Source organism: Streptococcus vestibularis ATCC 49124, from assembly GCF_000188295.1.
GTDB classification, from domain to species: Bacteria; Bacillota; Bacilli; order Lactobacillales; family Streptococcaceae; genus Streptococcus; species Streptococcus vestibularis.
In genome coordinates, this window is sequence record NZ_GL831113.1 from 83,876 (window position 1) to 101,619 (window position 17,744).

A 17,744-nucleotide genomic window follows, 5' to 3' on the forward strand; every position below is an offset into this window, starting at 1 on the left:
GTCAACTGTAGTGGGTTACTAAAAAGTCATACTCTGGAGAGGACAAGTTTTGTTCTCTCCTTATAAATAATCGTTTCATTTTGAAAATCAGGAAAGCGTTGTTAACGGATCCAGTCAAGCAAATAATAGCCAAGAAGTCAATGCAATGTTTGGTGGTTTCTTCTTTATCGTTATCTTCCTATCCATTATCTTTATAGTTGGTGCTGTATTAGTCATCTACTATAAACAAATCTCAGAAGGTTATGAAGATCGTGAACGCTTTGTCATCTTGCAAAAGGTTGGTTTGGATCAAAAACAAATCAAGCAAACTATTAACAAGCAAGTCTTGACTGTCTTTTTCCTTCATGTAATCTTTTCCTTTATCCATCTAGCATTTTCTTATCACATATTAAATTTGATCCTCAAGGTCATTGAGGTTGTGGATACAGCTATGATGTTAACTGTAACTCTTTCCGTTTGTGGTGTCTTTGCCCTTATCTATGTTTTAATCTTTATAATTACTTCAAGAAGTTATCGTAAGATTGTCTAAATGTAAAAAAATGTTATGCTAGCAAATGACTAGAATATAGTCAAAAAATAAAGGAGACAAAATGAAAGAAAGTTATTTTGACGGAGGAATCCTAGATTATATTGGATACTTTATCTTAGCAGCCCTAATTAACTTACTTACCTTTGGTATCGCAACATCTTGGGCGGTTTTCATGATACAAAATTGGAAAACCAAACATACGGTAGTGGATGGTCAACGTCTATACTTTGACGGGACTGGAGCACAACTGTTCGGTAACTGGATTAAGTGGTTTCTTCTAACCATCATCACGTTTGGAATCTATGGCTTCTGGTTGAACATAAAAATGGAGCAATGGATTGTTAAACATACTCATCATGTTTAAGCATTAAAACGGTATCTTCTTTCAGAGGAGATATCGTTTTTTCTTCTTCGGAGAAGGAAACAAAAATTTCTTCTTTTCTCTATCATTTAAATTAATTGATTTCTTCAGAGAAAGACTGTAAAATTTTTGATATAATGTCAAGGATGGTCTGATAGATATTTAAAAGATAATGTTCAAAAGAATTGCAGGTGGAAATTAAAAATATGTAAGATTGGACAGAAGTCTTTCTACCATCATCCATGCGGAAACAAATTATATGAAATAAAAGGAATAACCAATGACCGGAAACTATTCAACACGTGAATACCTAGAGAAATTATATGATGACCTTCATGTTCGATTAAGAGATACAGTGATTTTGATGTGTGCGATTTTTATTGCCTCTATAGGTCTAAATATGAATTCAACAGCTGTCATTATTGGAGCTATGCTGATTTCCCCTCTTATGACACCGATTGTTGGACTGGGATTCGGTTTAGCTATTTTTGATACGCGTTTAATCAAACAATCTCTAGAGGTTTTATTTATTCAAGTATTGGTCAGTTTGCTTGTATCGACTCTGTATTTCTGGATTTCTCCCTTATCTTATGCAAGTAGCGAGTTGATTGCACGAACCTCTCCAACCATTTGGGATGTTGTCATTGCTATTGCTGGTGGGATAGCAGGTGTCATTGGTTCAAGGAAAAAAGAAGCAAACAATATCGTGCCAGGAGTAGCCATCGCAACAGCTCTAATGCCACCTATCTGTACTGCGGGCTATGGTTTAGCTAATGGAAATGTACGATATTTATTTGGGGCTCTCTATCTTTTCTTGATCAACTGTGTCTTTATCATGATAACCAATATTGTTGGAACAAGAATTTTGATGAGAAAATCTCCTTTAAGTTCATTTAAAGAGCTAAACATTAAAATGAGAATTGGGTTGATATCCTTGATTGTATTATTGATTGTTCCGGCTAGCTATTCAGCAGTCACTCTGACGATGGATCAAGCACGAAAAGAAGGGATCAAACAGTTTGTAGGAAAAGAGTTCGCCAATCACACGGTTATTAATCAAGTCTACAAGTCAAGGAACAATGAATTGGTCTTGACAGTTGTTGGAGATCCAATTTCAGAAGAAGAATTAGAAACCATTCGCCAAAAACAAGCCTCTTACGGTATTCAATCTGTTCAATTGAAAGTCAATCAAGTCCATAATTCGACAAAATTAGATAGTGAGACGACCAAGGAATTTTACGAAAACATTGACAAGTATATCGATCAAAGACTCTCTGAAAAAGATTCACAAAACGATCTCGTAAAAGAAAATGAAGCAGACAAGGAGTGAGGACGATGAACTGAATAGGTTTTTATGCCGTATTTTTCTTCTTTCTTACCTATAACAAAATAAAATTGATGAATACGAGATTTTTCTTTAGATGAAAGAAAGTACATTAAAGTATTTTACTGCAAATTCAATTTATAAAAAACAACTTAATAAAAAATGGCTTCCTTTTGCGGAATATTGCGATTCTTGTTATCTCATGCTTGGTTTTAATCCAGACCAGGAGGGGCAAGAAGGGCAGATTATTTGCTACAGTCATGACCCTGATGAAATTATCTATGTGGCAAAAAGTTTTACGGAGCTGATTGAAGGGATAATGGAAGTGATCGTATAAAAGAAGGTAGTATATTCCCCTATTAAAAAAATATTGATTCAAATTTTATGAAATTAATCAGTAGATATCGTTCTGAAAATCCTTGATATTACGCTATTTTTAGTCCAACTGAAACCCATACTTTCCAAACCAGGTCTTAAGAAAGCTCGTAAAGTTAGCCAGTTCTCTAAAAGTTAAGAACCAGCTACAATCCAGTATTTACAACACTTCATGGTTCACACCATGGGGTGTTTTTTTGACGTTTTTTAACAAAATTCACACCATCATTTTTTTGCTACGAAATGCGATGTCACCTACAGTTTGATTGACGGGATCATTAGTGTTGTTATAAGTCTTTGTAATTTCTTTGTCGCTATGAGTTAGAGCTTCTGAAATTATTTCTAGCGAAACCTTATCTTGTTTTGCGAGTGTGGCACAGGTATGTCTAAGTTTGTGTGGAGAAGCTGTTTACTCAAAGTCTAATAACTACGGTAATATCAATTTTTTTAAATATTTGACCATAGGTTTAGTTTTACTCTTTGAGGTTAATCACTCAAAGTAAACCAATCTCATCTATTTGTGCCTAAGCTTTGGGGAGGTTTCTTACTCTCGTGTTTAGGAATAGTGAGAATAGGCTGGTATTTCATCTTTATATATACGAATTATAGAATATATTAAAAAAGTTTTAAAGAAATGTTGACAGATTTATAAATAGTGTTATAATCTATAGATATCAGGAGATATCAGGAGATATCAGGAGATATCAGGAGATATCAGGAGATATCAGGAGTCCTGATAAAGAATATAATATCCAATAGGGGAGAAATAATTATGAAAAAAGTATTGCTTACATCAGCAGCAGTTCTTGCAGTTTTTGCAGCGGGAACTCAAGTTTTTGCACAAGGTGAAAATCCAAAGAACTCAAATCAATTAACTCAAAAATCATATGTTTCTTGGGCTGATGCAGCAGCAGAGGCTAATGCTCAAGTAGATGCTCATTCAGCAGATATCGCAGCAGAAGCTCAAAATGATCCTACAGTTAAAGCGGCAGCCAATGCATTGGCTCAAGCACAAGATACTGTAGGTCACAACCACGAGTCAGATGTGGCAGCTGCTCAATCTAAATATGATGAAGCTCTATCTAATGCAACTAACGCTGTTCGTAATAAGTACATTCAAAAATTTCAACAAACTTACGTTGATGCAGCTAAAGCTGAAGGACGTTACTATAATGAGAGTGGTGTAGAAGCTAACCGTACTAATGATCAACGTATTGAAGATGATTTGATTGCTAATGGTAAAAAAGCTGCAAATGATAAAGCAGAAGCTAAAACTGCTCCATCAAAAGAAGATATGAAAAAAGCTCAAACTTCAGCAGAAAAAGTTAAAAAAGCAGAAGCAAAATCTAAAGCAGCTAAAGAAAACAAAGCTGGTTCTAAAGCAGAAGCTAAAACTCTTCCAAACACAGCAGCTGTTAAATAATTAATCGTTATTGCTGAAAAGAATATCACTGGGGCTTAGGCTTCGGTGATATTTTTCTATAGATAAAGAAAAGGATTTCATATTTCATGGGTAGTCATAATCGTAAATCTACTGGATCTCTCAAAAAACTGATTGTTGGGATTTCAGCCTTAGTGATTGCTGCTTTGGCGATTTTCCTTGGATTCCAGTATATGTCGCCAAAGGCGTCATCTTCTAATGGCGTTAAGAGTGCTTTGACTACAAAAAAAGCAAGCACTTATAAGATTTCAGATGAGGAAAAATCTTATTTAAAGAACAAATTTGATGGTCTTACTGCAACTAACCCTGACGCCATAGCCTATATTTATGCTCCTGGTACACAGTTGGATGAGCCGGTTGTACAAACTAAAGATAATTCTACATATTTAGATAAAACATTTGAAGGAGGTAATGAACCTCTGTTTGGTACTGTGTTTATGGATATGGACAATAAGAAAGACTTTAGTGACCGTTTGACTTGGCTCTTTGGTCATGCTCGAGGAAGTCAGGTAGAAGACCACCGTATGTTTAATGATGTTAACTATTACAGTGATCAGTCGTTCTTTGATAACCACAAATATGTTGTTATAGAAACCCCTCAACGTAAGTATTATTATGAAGCTCTGGCTATGGTTATCGTGCCGGAGGATACAGCATTTTATCGTACGTCCTTTAAAGATGATAAAGACTTTAAGGAACAATTGGATATTATTTATAATACAGCTGATGTTAAAAACAAGGATTTGAAGGTTAGTGCTTCAGATAAATACCTCGTTCTGTCCACTTGTCGTGAGGAGGATGCAACGATTCGTGCTAATCTCTACTTGCGTCAAATTCCAGATTCTGAAATGACAGATTTTGTTGCTAAGCATGGCAAAGATTTGGAATATAAACCAACACGTTAATAATTAAGGGAACTCTACTTCTTATGAAGTAGAGTTTTTATCTTGTCTAAGAAAACTGATCTTTTCAATCGTCGTGGAATTGAGATGTAACCTTTTATTAATCTTTTTGATCATCTATGGATAACATTTTTTGTTACACTAGGAGTATGAAAAAGGAGATTATGATGAAACAGAGCCAAGCTAAAAAGCAGGACAATGCGATGACTAATAAGATTTTGATGGGGTTGATTACTCTTGTCTTAGGTTTGCTTTTTCTTGAAATTTTGATTATTCATAGTAAAAATGAGCAGCAAAAGAGTGCTTCGAATCAAGTACAGACAGCACGTATCATGGCTAATGGGGACTTACTTTATCATGACGGTCTCTATATGAGTGCCTTACAGGCAGATGGTAGCTATGATTTCACGGAGAATTTTACATATGTGAAGCCATGGTTAAAGCAGGCTGATTTGGTCTTGGGTGATTTTGAGGGAGCTATCAATCCTGATTATCCTTTGTCAGGCTACCCTTTGTTTAATGCTCCTCAATCAGTGACCACAGCTATTAAGAATGCTGGCTATGATGTTATGGATTTGGCTCATAATCATATCTTGGATTCTGGTTTAGAGGGAGCTTTTACAACGGCTGATGCTTTTAAAGAGGTGGGCATTGACCCTGTTGGTGTTTATGAAAATCCTGTGCGTGATAAGGCGCCACTCCTCATCAAGAATGTTAATGGGATTAAGGTTGCAATACTTTCCTATGCTTATGGTTACAATGGCCTAGAGTCGAACTTGACGGATAAAGAGGTTGCAGACCACTTATCGAATTTGGATGAAAAACGTATGAAAGCCGAGATTCAGCGTGCAGAAAAAGAGGCTGATGTTACGGTTATCATGCCACAGATGGGTGTGGAATATCGTTTGGAGCCGACAGATGAACAGATAACACTTTACCATAAGATGATTGATTGGGGTGCCGATATTATCTTTGGAGGTCACCCTCATGTGGTTGAGCCTTCTGAGGTGGTTAAAAAGGATGGACAGCAAAAACTTATTATTTACTCAATGGGGAATTTCATTTCTAACCAACGAATAGAGACCATGGATGGTGTGGATAGTGCAGAGTGGACAGAGAGAGGTGTCTTGATGGATGTGACTCTTGAGAAAAAGAATGGTCAAACCACGATTAAGACTGCTCAAGCACATCCGACTTGGGTTAACCGTACGCCTAAAGGAATAACTTCGCCAGAGGGATATCCTTTATATACTTATCAAACCTATATTTTAGAGGATTTCATTAAAGGTGGAAAATACAGAAATAAACTAGATGAAGAAACCAAAGAGCGTATAGATGCTGCCTATAAAGAAATGAATGCTCACGTTAATTTAAAATGGCAATAAAGCTAAGATATCGCCTGGATTTGGCGATATTTTTTGTTTATCGACAAGTTACCCACAGACTTATCCACACCTGTGGATAAGTCTGTTGATAGTGTTGAATGTTGATTTTTCAAGGTTTTATAAGAAAGATATTATTTAGGTTGTGAACAAGTTTATCCACAAGTAGTTGGGTCAAAGAGAGGATGTTTTCATAAACGATATTAGTTAAATTCCTTGGAAACATTCGTCTTTTTCAAGAAAAAAGAGGCAATTTTCATAAAAAATAGCATTTTTAATCAAAATATGCTAAAATTATACAAAATAAAATGATGGAGGCTTCTCATGAAAGCGATTATTACAGTTGTAGGTAAGGATAAAGCGGGTATTGTTGCAGGTGTTGCGACTAAGGTTGCAGAGCTTGGCTTGAATATTGATGATATTTCTCAAACAGTCCTTGATGAATTCTTCACTATGATGGCGGTTGTATCATCGGAAGACAAACAAGATTTTACACACCTACGTGCTGAATTGGAAGCCTTTGGTGAGTCATTGAACGTCAAAATCAACATCCAAAGCTCAGCGATTTTTGATGCTATGCACAACTTGTAAGATAGGAGTAGCTTAAAATGGATATTAAACAGGTCACAGAAACCATTGCCATGATTGAGGAACAGAACTTTGATGTTCGTACTATCACCATGGGAATTTCACTCCTTGATTGTATTGATTCAGATATCGATAAGGCGGCAGAAAAGGTATACAACAAGATTGTATCTAAGGCTAAGAATTTGGTAGCTGTTGGTGACGAAATTGCAGCTGAACTTGGTATTCCTATTGTTAATAAACGTGTGTCTGTTACTCCGATCTCAATCATCGGTGCGGCAACAGATGCGACAGATTATGTACCTTTTGCCAAGGCACTAGACCGAGCAGCTAAGGAAATTGGCATTAACTTTATTGGTGGTTTCTCTGCATTAGTTCAAAAGGGATACCAAAAAGGTGATGAGATTCTTATTAATTCTATTCCACGTGCGCTTGCTGAGACTGATTTTGTCTGCTCATCTGTTAATATTGGTTCAACAAAAACTGGTATTAATATGACAGCGGTACGTGATATGGGACGTATCATTAAAGAGGCTTCTGAGGCAGATCCAATGGGGCCAGGTAAATTGGTCGTCTTTGCTAATGCGGTTGAAGATAATCCATTTATGGCAGGCGCCTTCCACGGTGTTGGTGAGGCTGATGTTGTAATCAATGTTGGGGTTTCAGGTCCTGGTGTTGTGCAACGTGCTATTGAGAAGGTTCCAGGTGAAAGTTTTGATGTTTTAGCTGAAACAGTTAAGAAAACCGCCTTTAAAATCACACGTGTAGGGCAGTTGGTTGGTCAAATGGCTAGCGAGCGTCTAGGTGTCGAGTTTGGTATAGTAGACTTATCTCTTGCACCAACTCCGGCAGTGGGTGATTCGGTAGCTCGTGTACTTGAAGCGATGGGGCTTGAAGTTGTTGGGACGCATGGTACTACTGCGGCTCTAGCTCTTCTTAATGACCAAGTTAAAAAAGGTGGTATTATGGCATGTAACCAGGTCGGTGGTTTGTCAGGTGCCTTTATTCCAGTTTCTGAAGATGAAGGTATGATTGCAGCGGTTCAATCTGGGCATATCAACCTTGAAAAATTAGAAGCCATGACGGCTATCTGTTCTGTTGGTCTAGATATGATTGCCATTCCTGCTGATACGCCAGATACAACAATTGCTGCCATGATTGCTGATGAAGCAGCTATTGGTGTCATTAACCAGAAAACAACAGCCGTTCGTATTATTCCTTATGGTAAGGAAGGTGACATGTTGGAACTTGGAGGTCTTCTTGGCTATGCACCGGTAATGAAGGTAAACAAAGCATCATCGGCTGACTTCATTGCGCGTGGTGGCCAAATCCCAGCCCCTGTTCACAGCTTTAAAAACTAAGCGGATGATAAGTGCTTTACCGAATTGGTAAGGCATTTTCTGATGATTTTGCTAGCTAGATAGTCGGGTGGATTTGTGCTATAATGAATTCAAAATGACGGAAAGAAGGAGGGGTTATGAGTAAGGTTAAGTTGTATATTGCGAGACACGGCAAAACCATGTTTAACACCATTGGTCGTGCACAAGGTTGGTCTGATAGCCCTTTGACTCCGTTCGGTGAAGAAGGTATTCGTGAATTGGGGGTAGGTCTGAAAGCAGCAGGTATTTCTTTCAAGGCCGCATATTCTAGTGATTCAGGTCGAACGATTCAAACCATGGATATCATTTTACGTGAGGCGGGTTTGGAAACCATTCCTTATAAACGTGACAAACGTATCCGTGAGTGGTGTTTTGGTAGTTTAGATGGTGGCTATGATGGTGAACTTTTTTATGGTGTGCTACCGAGAACAGATGCTTTTCAAGGTAAGGAGTTACATGAGGTAACTTATCCTGAGCTTGCACAAGGTATCCTTGATGTGGATACGGCTGGTTGGGCAGAGTCTTGGGAAGTACTCAGAAAACGTATTATAGAAGGGTTTACAGCTATTGCAGAAAATCTTGAGAGATCTGGTGGTGGTAATGCTATCGTTGTTAGTCACGGTATGACCATTGCAACCTTTGCTTGGTTAATTGATCCTTCTGTCGAGCATCCTTCATTGGACAACGGTTCGGTTACTGTTGTTGCTTATGAAAATGGTAAATTTACATTAGAAGCGCTTGGCGATATGACCTATCGTCAGGTTGGGCGAGAGATAATAGAAAAAGAAAATGGTAAAAAATAACTATCCAAGTCGCCGTAAGGCGAAAAAGCAAACTAACTGGTTTTTGGTTATCAGTGGTGTCTTGATTACAGTTCTTTTAGTTGCAGCAGGACTTTATTCAGTATTTGGTGTCAGTCGTACGGTCCAACAAACCAATGGATTATCAGTAACAAAAAGTAGTAAGCAAGCTACCGATGCGACTCAAAGCAAGGATACAAAGGGACTACCTGACGTATCTCCTAAAGACTGGCAATTGCTTTTGGTAAATCGAGATAATAAGTCTAAAGAACTTAATCCTGAGCTTGCTAATGTCGATGGTGTTTCTGTAGATGCAAGAATTGCTAAGAACGTTAAGCAGTTTTTAGCAGCTGCTCAAGAAATTGATCCAAGTTATCACTTGATATCAGGTTATCGTAGTGTTGCTTATCAGACAGAACTTTATAACAGTTATGTTCAGCAGGAAATGGCTGCTGATCCGACTTTGACAGAGTCTCAGGCAGAGAAGAAGGTTCAGACTTATTCACAGCCACCAGGTGCTAGTGAGCATCAGACAGGTCTTGCGATTGACATGAGTACTGTAGACAGCTTAAATGAAGCAGATCCAGATACTGTGGCTAAGGTCAAAAAGTTAGCGCCAAAGTATGGCTTTGTTCTTCGTTTCCCAGATGGTAAGACATCGTCAACAGGTGTGGGTTATGAGGATTGGCATTTCCGCTACGTTGGTAAAGAATCAGCAGAGTACATGACTGAACATAATATTACTTTGGAAGAATATTTGGCATTATTAAAGGAGAAAACTAAGTGAGACGACGTTTTAAACTAACAGCCTTCATAAGCTTAGTTGCTCTTTTCGCTTTAGGTATTCTCTTGCCTTTGATTCTTCATGCCTCTACAGATGATAATGCTCGTTCGGTAAAGGTTGCTTATACGCAGAAAGGGTTTATTGAAAACTTAGCACCAACAGCACAAAAAATGTCTAAAAACTATGGTGTCCCTGCGTCAATTCTCCTTAGCCAAGCTGCATATGAATCGAATTATGGTAGTAGTCTCTTATCTGTTAAATACCACAATATCTACAGTCTCCCTGCTCAGCCAGGACAAGAACATATCTATCTAAAGGATAATGTTTACAGTAAAGGCAAATGGCAATATCAAAAAGTAGATTTTGCAGTTTTTAGAGATTGGTCAAGTTCTATGATGACTTATTTAGAAGAACTTCGCCAAGGAACGTGGGGCGAGTCGACCTATAAAGAGGTGGCTGGAACGACTAGTTATAAAGTTGCAGCAGAAAAACTACAAGCTGCGGGTTTTAGCAGTGATCCAGATTATGCCAAACACCTCATATCTATTATTGAGACCTCTCATTTGTCAAAATATGATTGATAAGATTAGAGTACCTCTGAGGTGCTCTTTTTTTGCTTTTCTAGGTCTTAAGATGTATTTTTAGCACTCTTACAAAAAGAGTGCTAATTTTTTGGTTTTTTGGGTTGACATGTTCAAGTTTAGGTGTATAATAGAATCATAAGTTAGCAGTCGACGTGTTAGAGTGCTAACAAATAGAAATGAGGTGACATCGTGATTACGCAAAGGCAAAACGCTATTTTGAATTTGATAGTTGAGATGTTCACTCGTACACATGAACCGGTTGGTTCTAAAGCGTTACAAGAATCAATTGATTCGAGTTCAGCGACCATTCGTAATGACATGGCCAAGCTTGAAAAGATGGGCTATCTTGAAAAAGCTCATACCTCTAGTGGGCGTATGCCAAGCCGAGCAGGTTTCCAGTATTTCGTTGCTAATTCTTTGAATCTTGATACGATTGATGAACAAGATATTTATCAAGTGGTCAAGGCCTTTGATTTTGAAGCCTTTAAACTTGAAGATATCTTGGATGCAGCGGCGAAGCTGCTGGCAGAAATGACAGGATGTACAGCAGTGATTCAAGATGTGGAACCGACACGACAACGTCTGACTGGATTTGACATTGTTCATCTATCCAATCACGACGCTTTAGCGGTTCTTACTCTAGATGAATCTAAGCCGGTGACAGTTCAATTTGCTATTCCAAAAAATTTCTTGTCTAGTGATTTGGAAACTCTTCATAAGCTTGTTCAAGAACGTTTTTTGGGAAACACTGTCTTAGATATCCATTACCGACTGAGAACTGAGATTCCTCAGATTGTGCAAAAGTATTTCAAAATAACAGATAATGTTCTAGATTTGTTTGATTATATCTTTTCACAACTTTTTAAGGAATTGATTTTCATCGAAGGTAAGGTTGCATCACTGACTTATGCCGACTTAAAAACCTATCAATTTTTGGACAATCCACAACATGTGGCACTTGAGCTTCGATCAGCTATCTCCGATGATGAAGTGACCAAGATTTCGGTTGCAGAATCAACTGAAGAAGTGCTTGAAAATGTCACAGTTATGAGTCATAAATTCCTGATTCCTTATCGTGGGATGGCACTCATGCATGTGATTGGTCCAGTTGAAATGGATTATCGTCGCATGGTTAGTTTGGTCAATGTTATTAGTAGAGTTTTGGTTATGAAGTTGACGGATTATTATCGTTATCTCAATAGTAACCATTATGAAGTTAATTAAGCTATAACGTTTTAAAAAGTATAGAAAGAGGTGAATGCCTTGACAGAAGATATTAAAAAAGAAGAAGTAAAAGAAGAGGAAGCTACCGAGACAACTGAAGAAGTTGTAGAAGAAACAAGGGAAACTTCTGAGCTTGAAGAAGCACAAGCGCGTGCGGAGGAATTTGAAAATAAATACCTTCGTGCCCATGCAGAGATGCAAAATATTCAACGCCGTGCTAATGAAGAACGTCAACAATTACAAAAGTATCGTAGCCAAGATTTAGCAAAAGCAATCTTGCCATCACTTGATAACCTTGAACGTGCTCTTGCTGTTGAGGGTTTGACTGATGATGTCAAAAAAGGTTTGGAAATGGTGCAAGAAAGTTTAGTGCATGCTCTTAAAGAGGAAGGAATCGAAGAAATTCCAGCTGATAGTGATTTCGATCATAACTTCCACATGGCGATTCAAACAATGCCTGCAGATGATGAACATCCAGCAGACACGATTGCACAAGTTTTCCAAAAAGGGTATAAACTCCACGAACGCGTTTTACGCCCAGCTATGGTAGTTGTATATAATTAATTGAAAACTTGTCCGAAATGACAGAAAACTATGAATGAAAGATAAAAAAAGCAAAATAGAAATTAAAGTAAAAAGGGGAAAACATATGTCTAAAATCATTGGTATTGACTTAGGTACAACAAACTCAGCAGTAGCAGTTCTTGAAGGAACTGAATCAAAAATTATCGCAAACCCAGAAGGTAACCGCACAACTCCATCTGTTGTGTCATTCAAAAACGGTGAAATCATCGTTGGTGACGCTGCAAAACGTCAAGCAGTAACAAACCCAGATACAATCATCTCTATCAAATCTAAGATGGGGACTTCTGAAAAAGTTTCTGCAAACGGTAAAGAATACACACCACAAGAGATTTCAGCTATGATTCTTCAATACTTGAAAGGTTATGCTGAAGATTATCTTGGTGAAAAAGTAACTAAAGCAGTTATCACAGTTCCTGCTTACTTCAACGATGCACAACGTCAAGCAACAAAAGACGCTGGTAAAATCGCTGGTCTTGAAGTAGAACGTATCGTCAACGAACCAACAGCAGCAGCCCTTGCTTACGGTTTGGATAAGACTGATAAAGAAGAAAAAATCTTGGTATTCGACCTTGGTGGTGGTACATTCGACGTATCTATCCTTGAACTTGGTGACGGTGTCTTTGACGTATTGGCAACTGCAGGGGATAACAAACTCGGTGGTGATGACTTTGACCAAAAAATCATCGACCACATGGTTGAAGAATTTAAGAAAGAAAATGGAATCGACTTGTCAACAGACAAGATGGCTCTTCAACGTTTGAAAGACGCAGCTGAAAAAGCTAAGAAAGACCTTTCTGGTGTCACTTCAACACAAATCAGCTTGCCATTCATCACTGCTGGTGATGCTGGACCTCTTCACTTGGAAATGACATTGACTCGTGCGAAATTCGATGATTTGACTCGTGACCTTGTCGAACGTACGAAAACTCCAGTTCGTCAAGCCCTTTCAGATGCAGGATTGAGCCTGTCAGATATTGACGAAGTTATCCTTGTCGGTGGTTCAACTCGTATCCCTGCCGTTGTAGAAGCTGTTAAAGCTGAAACTGGTAAAGAACCAAACAAATCAGTTAACCCTGATGAAGTAGTTGCCATGGGTGCTGCTATCCAAGGTGGTGTTATCACTGGTGATGTCAAAGACGTTGTCCTTCTTGATGTAACTCCATTGTCACTTGGTATCGAAACAATGGGTGGAGTGTTCACAAAACTTATTGACCGCAACACTACTATTCCAACATCTAAATCACAAGTCTTCTCAACTGCAGCAGACAACCAACCAGCCGTTGACATCCACGTTCTTCAAGGGGAACGCCCAATGGCAGCAGATAACAAGACTCTTGGACGTTTCCAATTGACTGATATCCCAGCTGCACCTCGTGGTATCCCACAAATCGAAGTTACTTTCGATATTGATAAGAACGGTATCGTATCTGTTAAAGCGAAAGACCTTGGAACTCAAAAAGAACAAACAATTGTTATCCAATCTAACTCTGGTTTGACAGATGAAGAAATTGAAAAGATGATGAAAGATGCTGAAGCAAATGCTGAAGCAGATGCAAAACGTAAAGAAGAAGTAGATCTCCGTAACGAAGTTGACCAAGCTATCTTTGCGACTGAAAAAACAATCAAAGAAACAGAAGGTAAAGGCTTCGATACAGAACGTGATGCTGCTCAATCAGCTCTTGATGATCTTAAGAAAGCTCAAGAATCAGGCAATCTTGATGACATGAAAGCTAAATTGGAAGCTCTTAATGAAAAAGCTCAAGCTCTTGCAGTTAAACTTTACGAACAAGCTGCAGCAGCACAACAAGCTCAAGCAGGAGCAGAAGGTGCACAAACAGCAGATAACTCAGGCGACGACGTCGTAGACGGGGAGTTTACTGAAAAATAAGATGCAAAGCCCGTTAAAACCTCACAGTGAAAATAGGAGATTCGACGCAGAAACTTTAGTTTCTAGGAAGATTTATCTTTTTCACCAAGAGGTTAGGGGGTGCTCAATTCTGACTAATTAGTAAATGATAGTAAGAAATCCAGAGGTTGCAAACCAGCCTCTGTTTTTCGCTAAAATAAGTGAATATAAGATATAGTTTTACTTCGTATCATAACAAATAAATATAGAAAGGAACAAAGAGTGTTCGTCATTGAACACGGGCTATGGATTAAGCCAAAAAGAAAGTTGGTTTCAAGGAACTGATAGTTTATCTTCAAAACTATTACTTTGGCTTTCTCCATTAGATGCCCTTTGTATCTAAAATTATGAACAATACCGAATATTACGATCGTCTTGGGGTATCTAAGGATGCCTCTCAAGATGAAATTAAACGTGCCTATCGTAAGATGTCTAAGAAATACCACCCAGACATTAATAAAGAACCAGGTGCAGAAGAAAAATATAAAGAGGTCCAAGAGGCTTACGAAACTCTAAGTGACGACCAAAAACGTGCAGCCTATGACCAATATGGACCAGATGGTGCGAATGGTTTTGGTGGTCAAGGAGGCTTTGGTGGCTTCGATGGTGGTGCAGGCTTTGGAGGCTTTGAGGATATCTTCTCTAGCTTCTTTGGTGGTGGTGCTACTCGTAACCCAAATGCTCCACGTCAAGGTGATGACCTTCAGTACCGTGTCAACTTAAGCTTTGAAGAGGCGATTTTTGGTGCAGAAAAAGAAGTGCACTACAATCGTGAAGCGACATGTAAGACATGTTCGGGATCTGGTGCAAAACCTGGAACAAGCCCTGTAACTTGTGGTCGCTGTCATGGTCAAGGGGTTATCAATGTTGATACGCAAACACCACTTGGTATGATGCGTCGTCAAGTAACCTGTGATGTCTGTCATGGAACAGGTCAAGAAATTAAGGAGCCATGTCAAACTTGTCACGGAACAGGACATGAAAAACAAAGCCATAAAGTATCTGTCAAGATTCCAGCAGGTGTTGAAACAGGTCAACAAATCCGTCTTGCTGGTCAAGGTGAAGCTGGTTTCAATGGTGGACCTTATGGAGATCTCTTTGTAATCATCAATGTTAATCCAAGCGATAAATTTACGCGTGATGGATCAACAATTTACTATACACTTAACATTTCCTTTGTCCAAGCAGCCCTTGGTGACACTGTCGAAGTACCAACAGTTCATGGAAATGTTGAGATGACCATTCCAGCAGGAACTCAAACAGGCAAAACTTTCCGCCTAAAAGGAAAGGGTGCTCCACGTCTTCGTGGAGGTTCACAAGGAGACCAACACGTTACAGTTAAGATTGTAACTCCTACGAAGCTAAATGATGCTCAAAAAGAAGCTCTCCTTGCATTTGCCAAAGCAAGTGGTGATGAAAAAATCGCACCACAGAAAAAAGGTTTCTTCAATAAAGTAAAGGATGCCTTAGAAGATTTATAAAGGAAGGACGCTTAATGCGTCTTTTTCTTTTTTTTGCCAGAAACTGTATGGGGTCAGTTGGCAATCGATCTACTTTTTATCCTTAAAAAAATCTGATATGATAATTTCATGGTTAGATACAAAGCGACAATTTCCTATGATGGTACACTCTTCTCAGGTTTTCAAAGACAACCAAATGCACGTTCTATTCAAGAAGAACTTGAAAAGACTCTATTACGGTTAAATAGTGGTACTCCTGTCACCGTTCATGGAGCGGGTCGTACAGATGCAGGTGTTCATGCCTATGAACAAGTTATCCACTTCGATTTACCTCAGGAGCGAGATCCAGAGAAGTTACGTTTCGGTTTAGATACACAGTGTCCAGATGATATTGACATTGTTAGTATCGAGCTTGTATCGGAGGAATTCCATGCACGTTATAACAAGCATAGTAAAACCTATGAGTTCCTAGTAGATGCAGGGCGACCTAAGAACCCCATGATGCGTAATTATGCTACCCACTATCCCTACCCTCTAAGTCTAGCTCCTATGCAAGAGGCTGCTATGGAATTGGTTGGCACACATGATTTTACAGGCTTCACAGCTTCAGGGACCTCTGTAGAAAATAAAGTGCGTACAATTACCCAGGCAAGTGTATCTATCGATGAGAAAACTGGGTTTTATATCTTTACTTTTTCTGGGAATGGCTTTCTTTATAAGCAAGTTAGAAATATGGTTGGAACATTGTTGAAAATTGGAAATGGACGCATGCCAGTTTCGCAAGTGAAGACCGTGTTGGAAAGTTGTGACCGCAATCTTGCGGGGCCAACCGCAGCAGGTAATGGGTTATATTTGAAGGAGATACGATATGAGAGATGAATTGATTTTAGCGATTTCAGGGAATGATATTTTTAGTGGTGGCGGGCTTCATGCGGATTTAGCGACCTTCACCACTAATAAACAGCATGGATTTTTGGCTCTTACCTGTCTAACGGCAATGACTGAGAATGGTTTTGAGGTCATTCCGGTTGATACTAATGTTTTTAAACAACAACTTGACTCACTAAAAGATGTCCCATTTTCAGCAATTAAAATTGGTTTGTTGCCTAACGTTGAAATCGCAGAGTTAACGTTGGATTTTGTTAAAAACCATTCTGATATTCCAATTGTCTTGGATCCCGTTTTAGTATGTAAGGAGACTCATGACGTTGAAGTTTCTCAACTACGTGATGAATTGGTTAAATTTTTCCCTTATATCACGGTTATCACTCCGAACTTACCTGAAGTCGAACTGCTAATAGATAGAAAGGTCAAGACTCTTGATGACATGAAGCATGCGGCTAGCTATCTCAATGAATTAGGTGCTAAGACTGTCGTTGTCAAAGGTGGAAACCGCTTGGATGGTAATAAAGCGATAGATGTTTTTTATGATGGAACAGACTACAAATTGTTTGAAGAAGCTGTGCTAGACAAAAACAATACCGGTGCAGGATGTACATTTGCTTCAAGTATAGCTAGTGAATTAGTTAAAGGATGTTCAGAAACTGAAGCTGTGGCAAATGCTAAAGCCTTTGTTTATGAATCAATTAAACAATCAAATGAATTTGGAGTAGTTCAATATGCAAAATAAGAAAACAAAAGAGCTAACATTATTGGCTATCTTAACAGCTTTATCAGTGACCTTTGGATTCGTAGCTAAAATTCCAACTCCGACAGGGCTCTTAACCTTGGTAGATGCGGGAATCTACTTCACAGCCTTCTATCTTGGGAAGAAAGAGGGGGCAATTGTGGGCGGGTTGTCTGCTTTTCTGATAGATCTGCTATCATCTGCTCCGCAATGGATGTTTATCAGTTTGTTAATCCATGGTGCACAAGGTTATTTTGCTGGCTTTAAAGGGAACTATCGTATCCTAGGCCTTCTGATTGCAGCAGTTGTGATGGTGGGTGGCTATGCACTTGCTTCAGTATTTATGTATGGAATAGGAGCTTCAATCGCAGAAGTAATTCCTAATTTCTGCCAGAATGCCCTTGGTGTAGTTGTTGGATGGGTATTGTATCAAGGATTCAAAAAAGTTCAATCAAATAAATGACAACAGATTTGCGATAACCCTCTTGACAGCTAT

The 17,744-nt window shown here is 38.7% G+C and carries 18 protein-coding genes and 2 pseudogenes; 19 read left to right on the top strand and 1 reads right to left on the bottom strand.

Features of this window, described 5'->3' with window-relative positions:
• Positions 1-94: 94 nt before the first annotated feature.
• From HMPREF9425_RS08835 to HMPREF9425_RS08850, 4 genes and pseudogenes are all read left to right on the top strand, one after another.
• Positions 95-529 (top strand): annotated as a pseudogene (locus tag HMPREF9425_RS08835) (FtsX-like permease family protein); the annotation flags it as partial.
• A gap of 61 nt (positions 530-590) precedes the next feature.
• Positions 591-893: a DUF898 family protein gene (locus HMPREF9425_RS08840; RefSeq protein WP_003092329.1), complete on the top strand. Its 303-nt coding sequence runs from the start codon at positions 591-593 to the stop codon at positions 891-893.
• 277 nt (positions 894-1,170) lie between these two features.
• Positions 1,171-2,220, top strand: coding sequence for a DUF389 domain-containing protein (locus HMPREF9425_RS08845; RefSeq protein ID WP_003098350.1), 1,050 nt, complete (start codon positions 1,171-1,173; stop codon positions 2,218-2,220).
• 91 nt (positions 2,221-2,311) lie between these two features.
• Positions 2,312-2,551, top strand: a complete 240-nt coding sequence (locus HMPREF9425_RS08850) for an SMI1/KNR4 family protein (protein ID WP_003098352.1) — start codon at positions 2,312-2,314, stop codon at positions 2,549-2,551.
• A gap of 255 nt (positions 2,552-2,806) precedes the next feature.
• Here the strand turns inward: HMPREF9425_RS08850 and HMPREF9425_RS09630 are convergent.
• A pseudogene (locus HMPREF9425_RS09630) lies at positions 2,807-2,995 on the bottom strand (tyrosine-type recombinase/integrase); the annotation flags it as partial.
• A gap of 366 nt (positions 2,996-3,361) precedes the next feature.
• Between HMPREF9425_RS09630 and abpA the strand changes: the two are divergent.
• The 15 genes from abpA to HMPREF9425_RS08925 all read left to right on the top strand — a co-directional run bounded on the left by abpA (position 3,362) and on the right by HMPREF9425_RS08925 (position 17,711).
• Positions 3,362-4,012: an amylase-binding adhesin AbpA gene (gene abpA, locus HMPREF9425_RS08855; protein ID WP_003092326.1), complete on the top strand. Its 651-nt coding sequence runs from the start codon at positions 3,362-3,364 to the stop codon at positions 4,010-4,012.
• 86 nt (positions 4,013-4,098) lie between these two features.
• The gene (gene srtB / locus HMPREF9425_RS08860) at positions 4,099-4,935 is read left to right on the top strand and encodes a class B sortase, LPKTxAVK-specific (protein ID WP_003092377.1); all 837 of its coding nucleotides are present in this window, start codon (positions 4,099-4,101) and stop codon (positions 4,933-4,935) included.
• 164 nt (positions 4,936-5,099) lie between these two features.
• Positions 5,100-6,317, top strand: a complete 1,218-nt coding sequence (locus tag HMPREF9425_RS08865; RefSeq protein ID WP_037621872.1) for a CapA family protein — start codon at positions 5,100-5,102, stop codon at positions 6,315-6,317.
• A gap of 321 nt (positions 6,318-6,638) precedes the next feature.
• On the top strand, positions 6,639-6,905 hold the full coding sequence (locus tag HMPREF9425_RS08870; RefSeq protein WP_003092287.1) for an ACT domain-containing protein: 267 nt from the start codon (positions 6,639-6,641) through the stop codon (positions 6,903-6,905).
• 17 nt (positions 6,906-6,922) lie between these two features.
• On the top strand, positions 6,923-8,260 hold the full coding sequence (locus HMPREF9425_RS08875; RefSeq protein WP_003098358.1) for a PFL family protein: 1,338 nt from the start codon (positions 6,923-6,925) through the stop codon (positions 8,258-8,260).
• Positions 8,261-8,376: 116 nt separating this feature from the next.
• Complete coding sequence (locus HMPREF9425_RS08880; protein ID WP_003098359.1) at positions 8,377-9,081, top strand: histidine phosphatase family protein; 705 nt, start codon at positions 8,377-8,379, stop codon at positions 9,079-9,081.
• Positions 9,068-9,865, top strand: coding sequence for a M15 family metallopeptidase (locus HMPREF9425_RS08885; RefSeq protein WP_003098361.1), 798 nt, complete (start codon positions 9,068-9,070; stop codon positions 9,863-9,865). The genes HMPREF9425_RS08880 and HMPREF9425_RS08885 overlap by 14 nt, the downstream gene beginning before the upstream one ends.
• Complete coding sequence (locus tag HMPREF9425_RS08890) at positions 9,862-10,443, top strand: glycoside hydrolase family 73 protein (RefSeq protein ID WP_003098364.1); 582 nt, start codon at positions 9,862-9,864, stop codon at positions 10,441-10,443. The genes HMPREF9425_RS08885 and HMPREF9425_RS08890 overlap by 4 nt, the downstream gene beginning before the upstream one ends.
• 192 nt (positions 10,444-10,635) lie before the next feature.
• Complete coding sequence (hrcA, locus tag HMPREF9425_RS08895) at positions 10,636-11,670, top strand: heat-inducible transcriptional repressor HrcA (protein WP_003092314.1); 1,035 nt, start codon at positions 10,636-10,638, stop codon at positions 11,668-11,670.
• A 39-nt stretch (positions 11,671-11,709) separates the two neighbouring features.
• The gene (gene grpE / locus HMPREF9425_RS08900) at positions 11,710-12,234 is read left to right on the top strand and encodes a nucleotide exchange factor GrpE (protein WP_003092317.1); all 525 of its coding nucleotides are present in this window, start codon (positions 11,710-11,712) and stop codon (positions 12,232-12,234) included.
• Positions 12,235-12,319: 85 nt separating this feature from the next.
• Entirely contained in the window at positions 12,320-14,143 is a 1,824-nt protein-coding gene (gene dnaK, locus HMPREF9425_RS08905) for a molecular chaperone DnaK (protein WP_037621873.1), read from the top strand.
• A gap of 365 nt (positions 14,144-14,508) precedes the next feature.
• Entirely contained in the window at positions 14,509-15,642 is a 1,134-nt protein-coding gene (gene dnaJ / locus HMPREF9425_RS08910) for a molecular chaperone DnaJ (protein WP_002886399.1), read from the top strand.
• A 108-nt stretch (positions 15,643-15,750) separates the two neighbouring features.
• Entirely contained in the window at positions 15,751-16,500 is a 750-nt protein-coding gene (gene truA / locus HMPREF9425_RS08915; RefSeq protein WP_003098369.1) for a tRNA pseudouridine(38-40) synthase TruA, read from the top strand.
• Complete coding sequence (locus tag HMPREF9425_RS08920) at positions 16,490-17,251, top strand: bifunctional hydroxymethylpyrimidine kinase/phosphomethylpyrimidine kinase (protein ID WP_003098371.1); 762 nt, start codon at positions 16,490-16,492, stop codon at positions 17,249-17,251. The genes truA and HMPREF9425_RS08920 overlap by 11 nt, the downstream gene beginning before the upstream one ends.
• Entirely contained in the window at positions 17,241-17,711 is a 471-nt protein-coding gene (locus tag HMPREF9425_RS08925) for an ECF transporter S component (protein WP_003098372.1), read from the top strand. The genes HMPREF9425_RS08920 and HMPREF9425_RS08925 overlap by 11 nt, the downstream gene beginning before the upstream one ends.
• The last annotated feature ends 33 nt before the right edge of the window (positions 17,712-17,744 follow it).

What these genes read in the sequence shown, in the direction of transcription:
- HMPREF9425_RS08850 (WP_003098352.1), top strand. Translation starts at nt 2,312, where the DNA reads ATGAAAGAAAGTACATTAAAGTATTTTACTGCAAATTCAATTTATAAA.
- HMPREF9425_RS08870 (WP_003092287.1), top strand. Translation starts at nt 6,639, where the DNA reads ATGAAAGCGATTATTACAGTTGTAGGTAAGGATAAAGCGGGTATTGTT.
- dnaK (WP_037621873.1), top strand. Translation starts at nt 12,320, where the DNA reads ATGTCTAAAATCATTGGTATTGACTTAGGTACAACAAACTCAGCAGTA.
- HMPREF9425_RS08920 (WP_003098371.1), top strand. Translation starts at nt 16,490, where the DNA reads ATGAGAGATGAATTGATTTTAGCGATTTCAGGGAATGATATTTTTAGT.
- truA (WP_003098369.1), top strand. Translation starts at nt 15,751, where the DNA reads ATGGTTAGATACAAAGCGACAATTTCCTATGATGGTACACTCTTCTCA.
- dnaJ (WP_002886399.1), top strand. Translation starts at nt 14,509, where the DNA reads ATGAACAATACCGAATATTACGATCGTCTTGGGGTATCTAAGGATGCC.
- HMPREF9425_RS08885 (WP_003098361.1), top strand. Translation starts at nt 9,068, where the DNA reads ATGGTAAAAAATAACTATCCAAGTCGCCGTAAGGCGAAAAAGCAAACT.
- HMPREF9425_RS08865 (WP_037621872.1), top strand. Translation starts at nt 5,100, where the DNA reads ATGAAACAGAGCCAAGCTAAAAAGCAGGACAATGCGATGACTAATAAG.
- abpA (WP_003092326.1), top strand. Translation starts at nt 3,362, where the DNA reads ATGAAAAAAGTATTGCTTACATCAGCAGCAGTTCTTGCAGTTTTTGCA.
- HMPREF9425_RS08875 (WP_003098358.1), top strand. Translation starts at nt 6,923, where the DNA reads ATGGATATTAAACAGGTCACAGAAACCATTGCCATGATTGAGGAACAG.
- HMPREF9425_RS08845 (WP_003098350.1), top strand. Translation starts at nt 1,171, where the DNA reads ATGACCGGAAACTATTCAACACGTGAATACCTAGAGAAATTATATGAT.
- srtB (WP_003092377.1), top strand. Translation starts at nt 4,099, where the DNA reads ATGGGTAGTCATAATCGTAAATCTACTGGATCTCTCAAAAAACTGATT.
- HMPREF9425_RS08840 (WP_003092329.1), top strand. Translation starts at nt 591, where the DNA reads ATGAAAGAAAGTTATTTTGACGGAGGAATCCTAGATTATATTGGATAC.
- HMPREF9425_RS08925 (WP_003098372.1), top strand. Translation starts at nt 17,241, where the DNA reads ATGCAAAATAAGAAAACAAAAGAGCTAACATTATTGGCTATCTTAACA.
- HMPREF9425_RS08880 (WP_003098359.1), top strand. Translation starts at nt 8,377, where the DNA reads ATGAGTAAGGTTAAGTTGTATATTGCGAGACACGGCAAAACCATGTTT.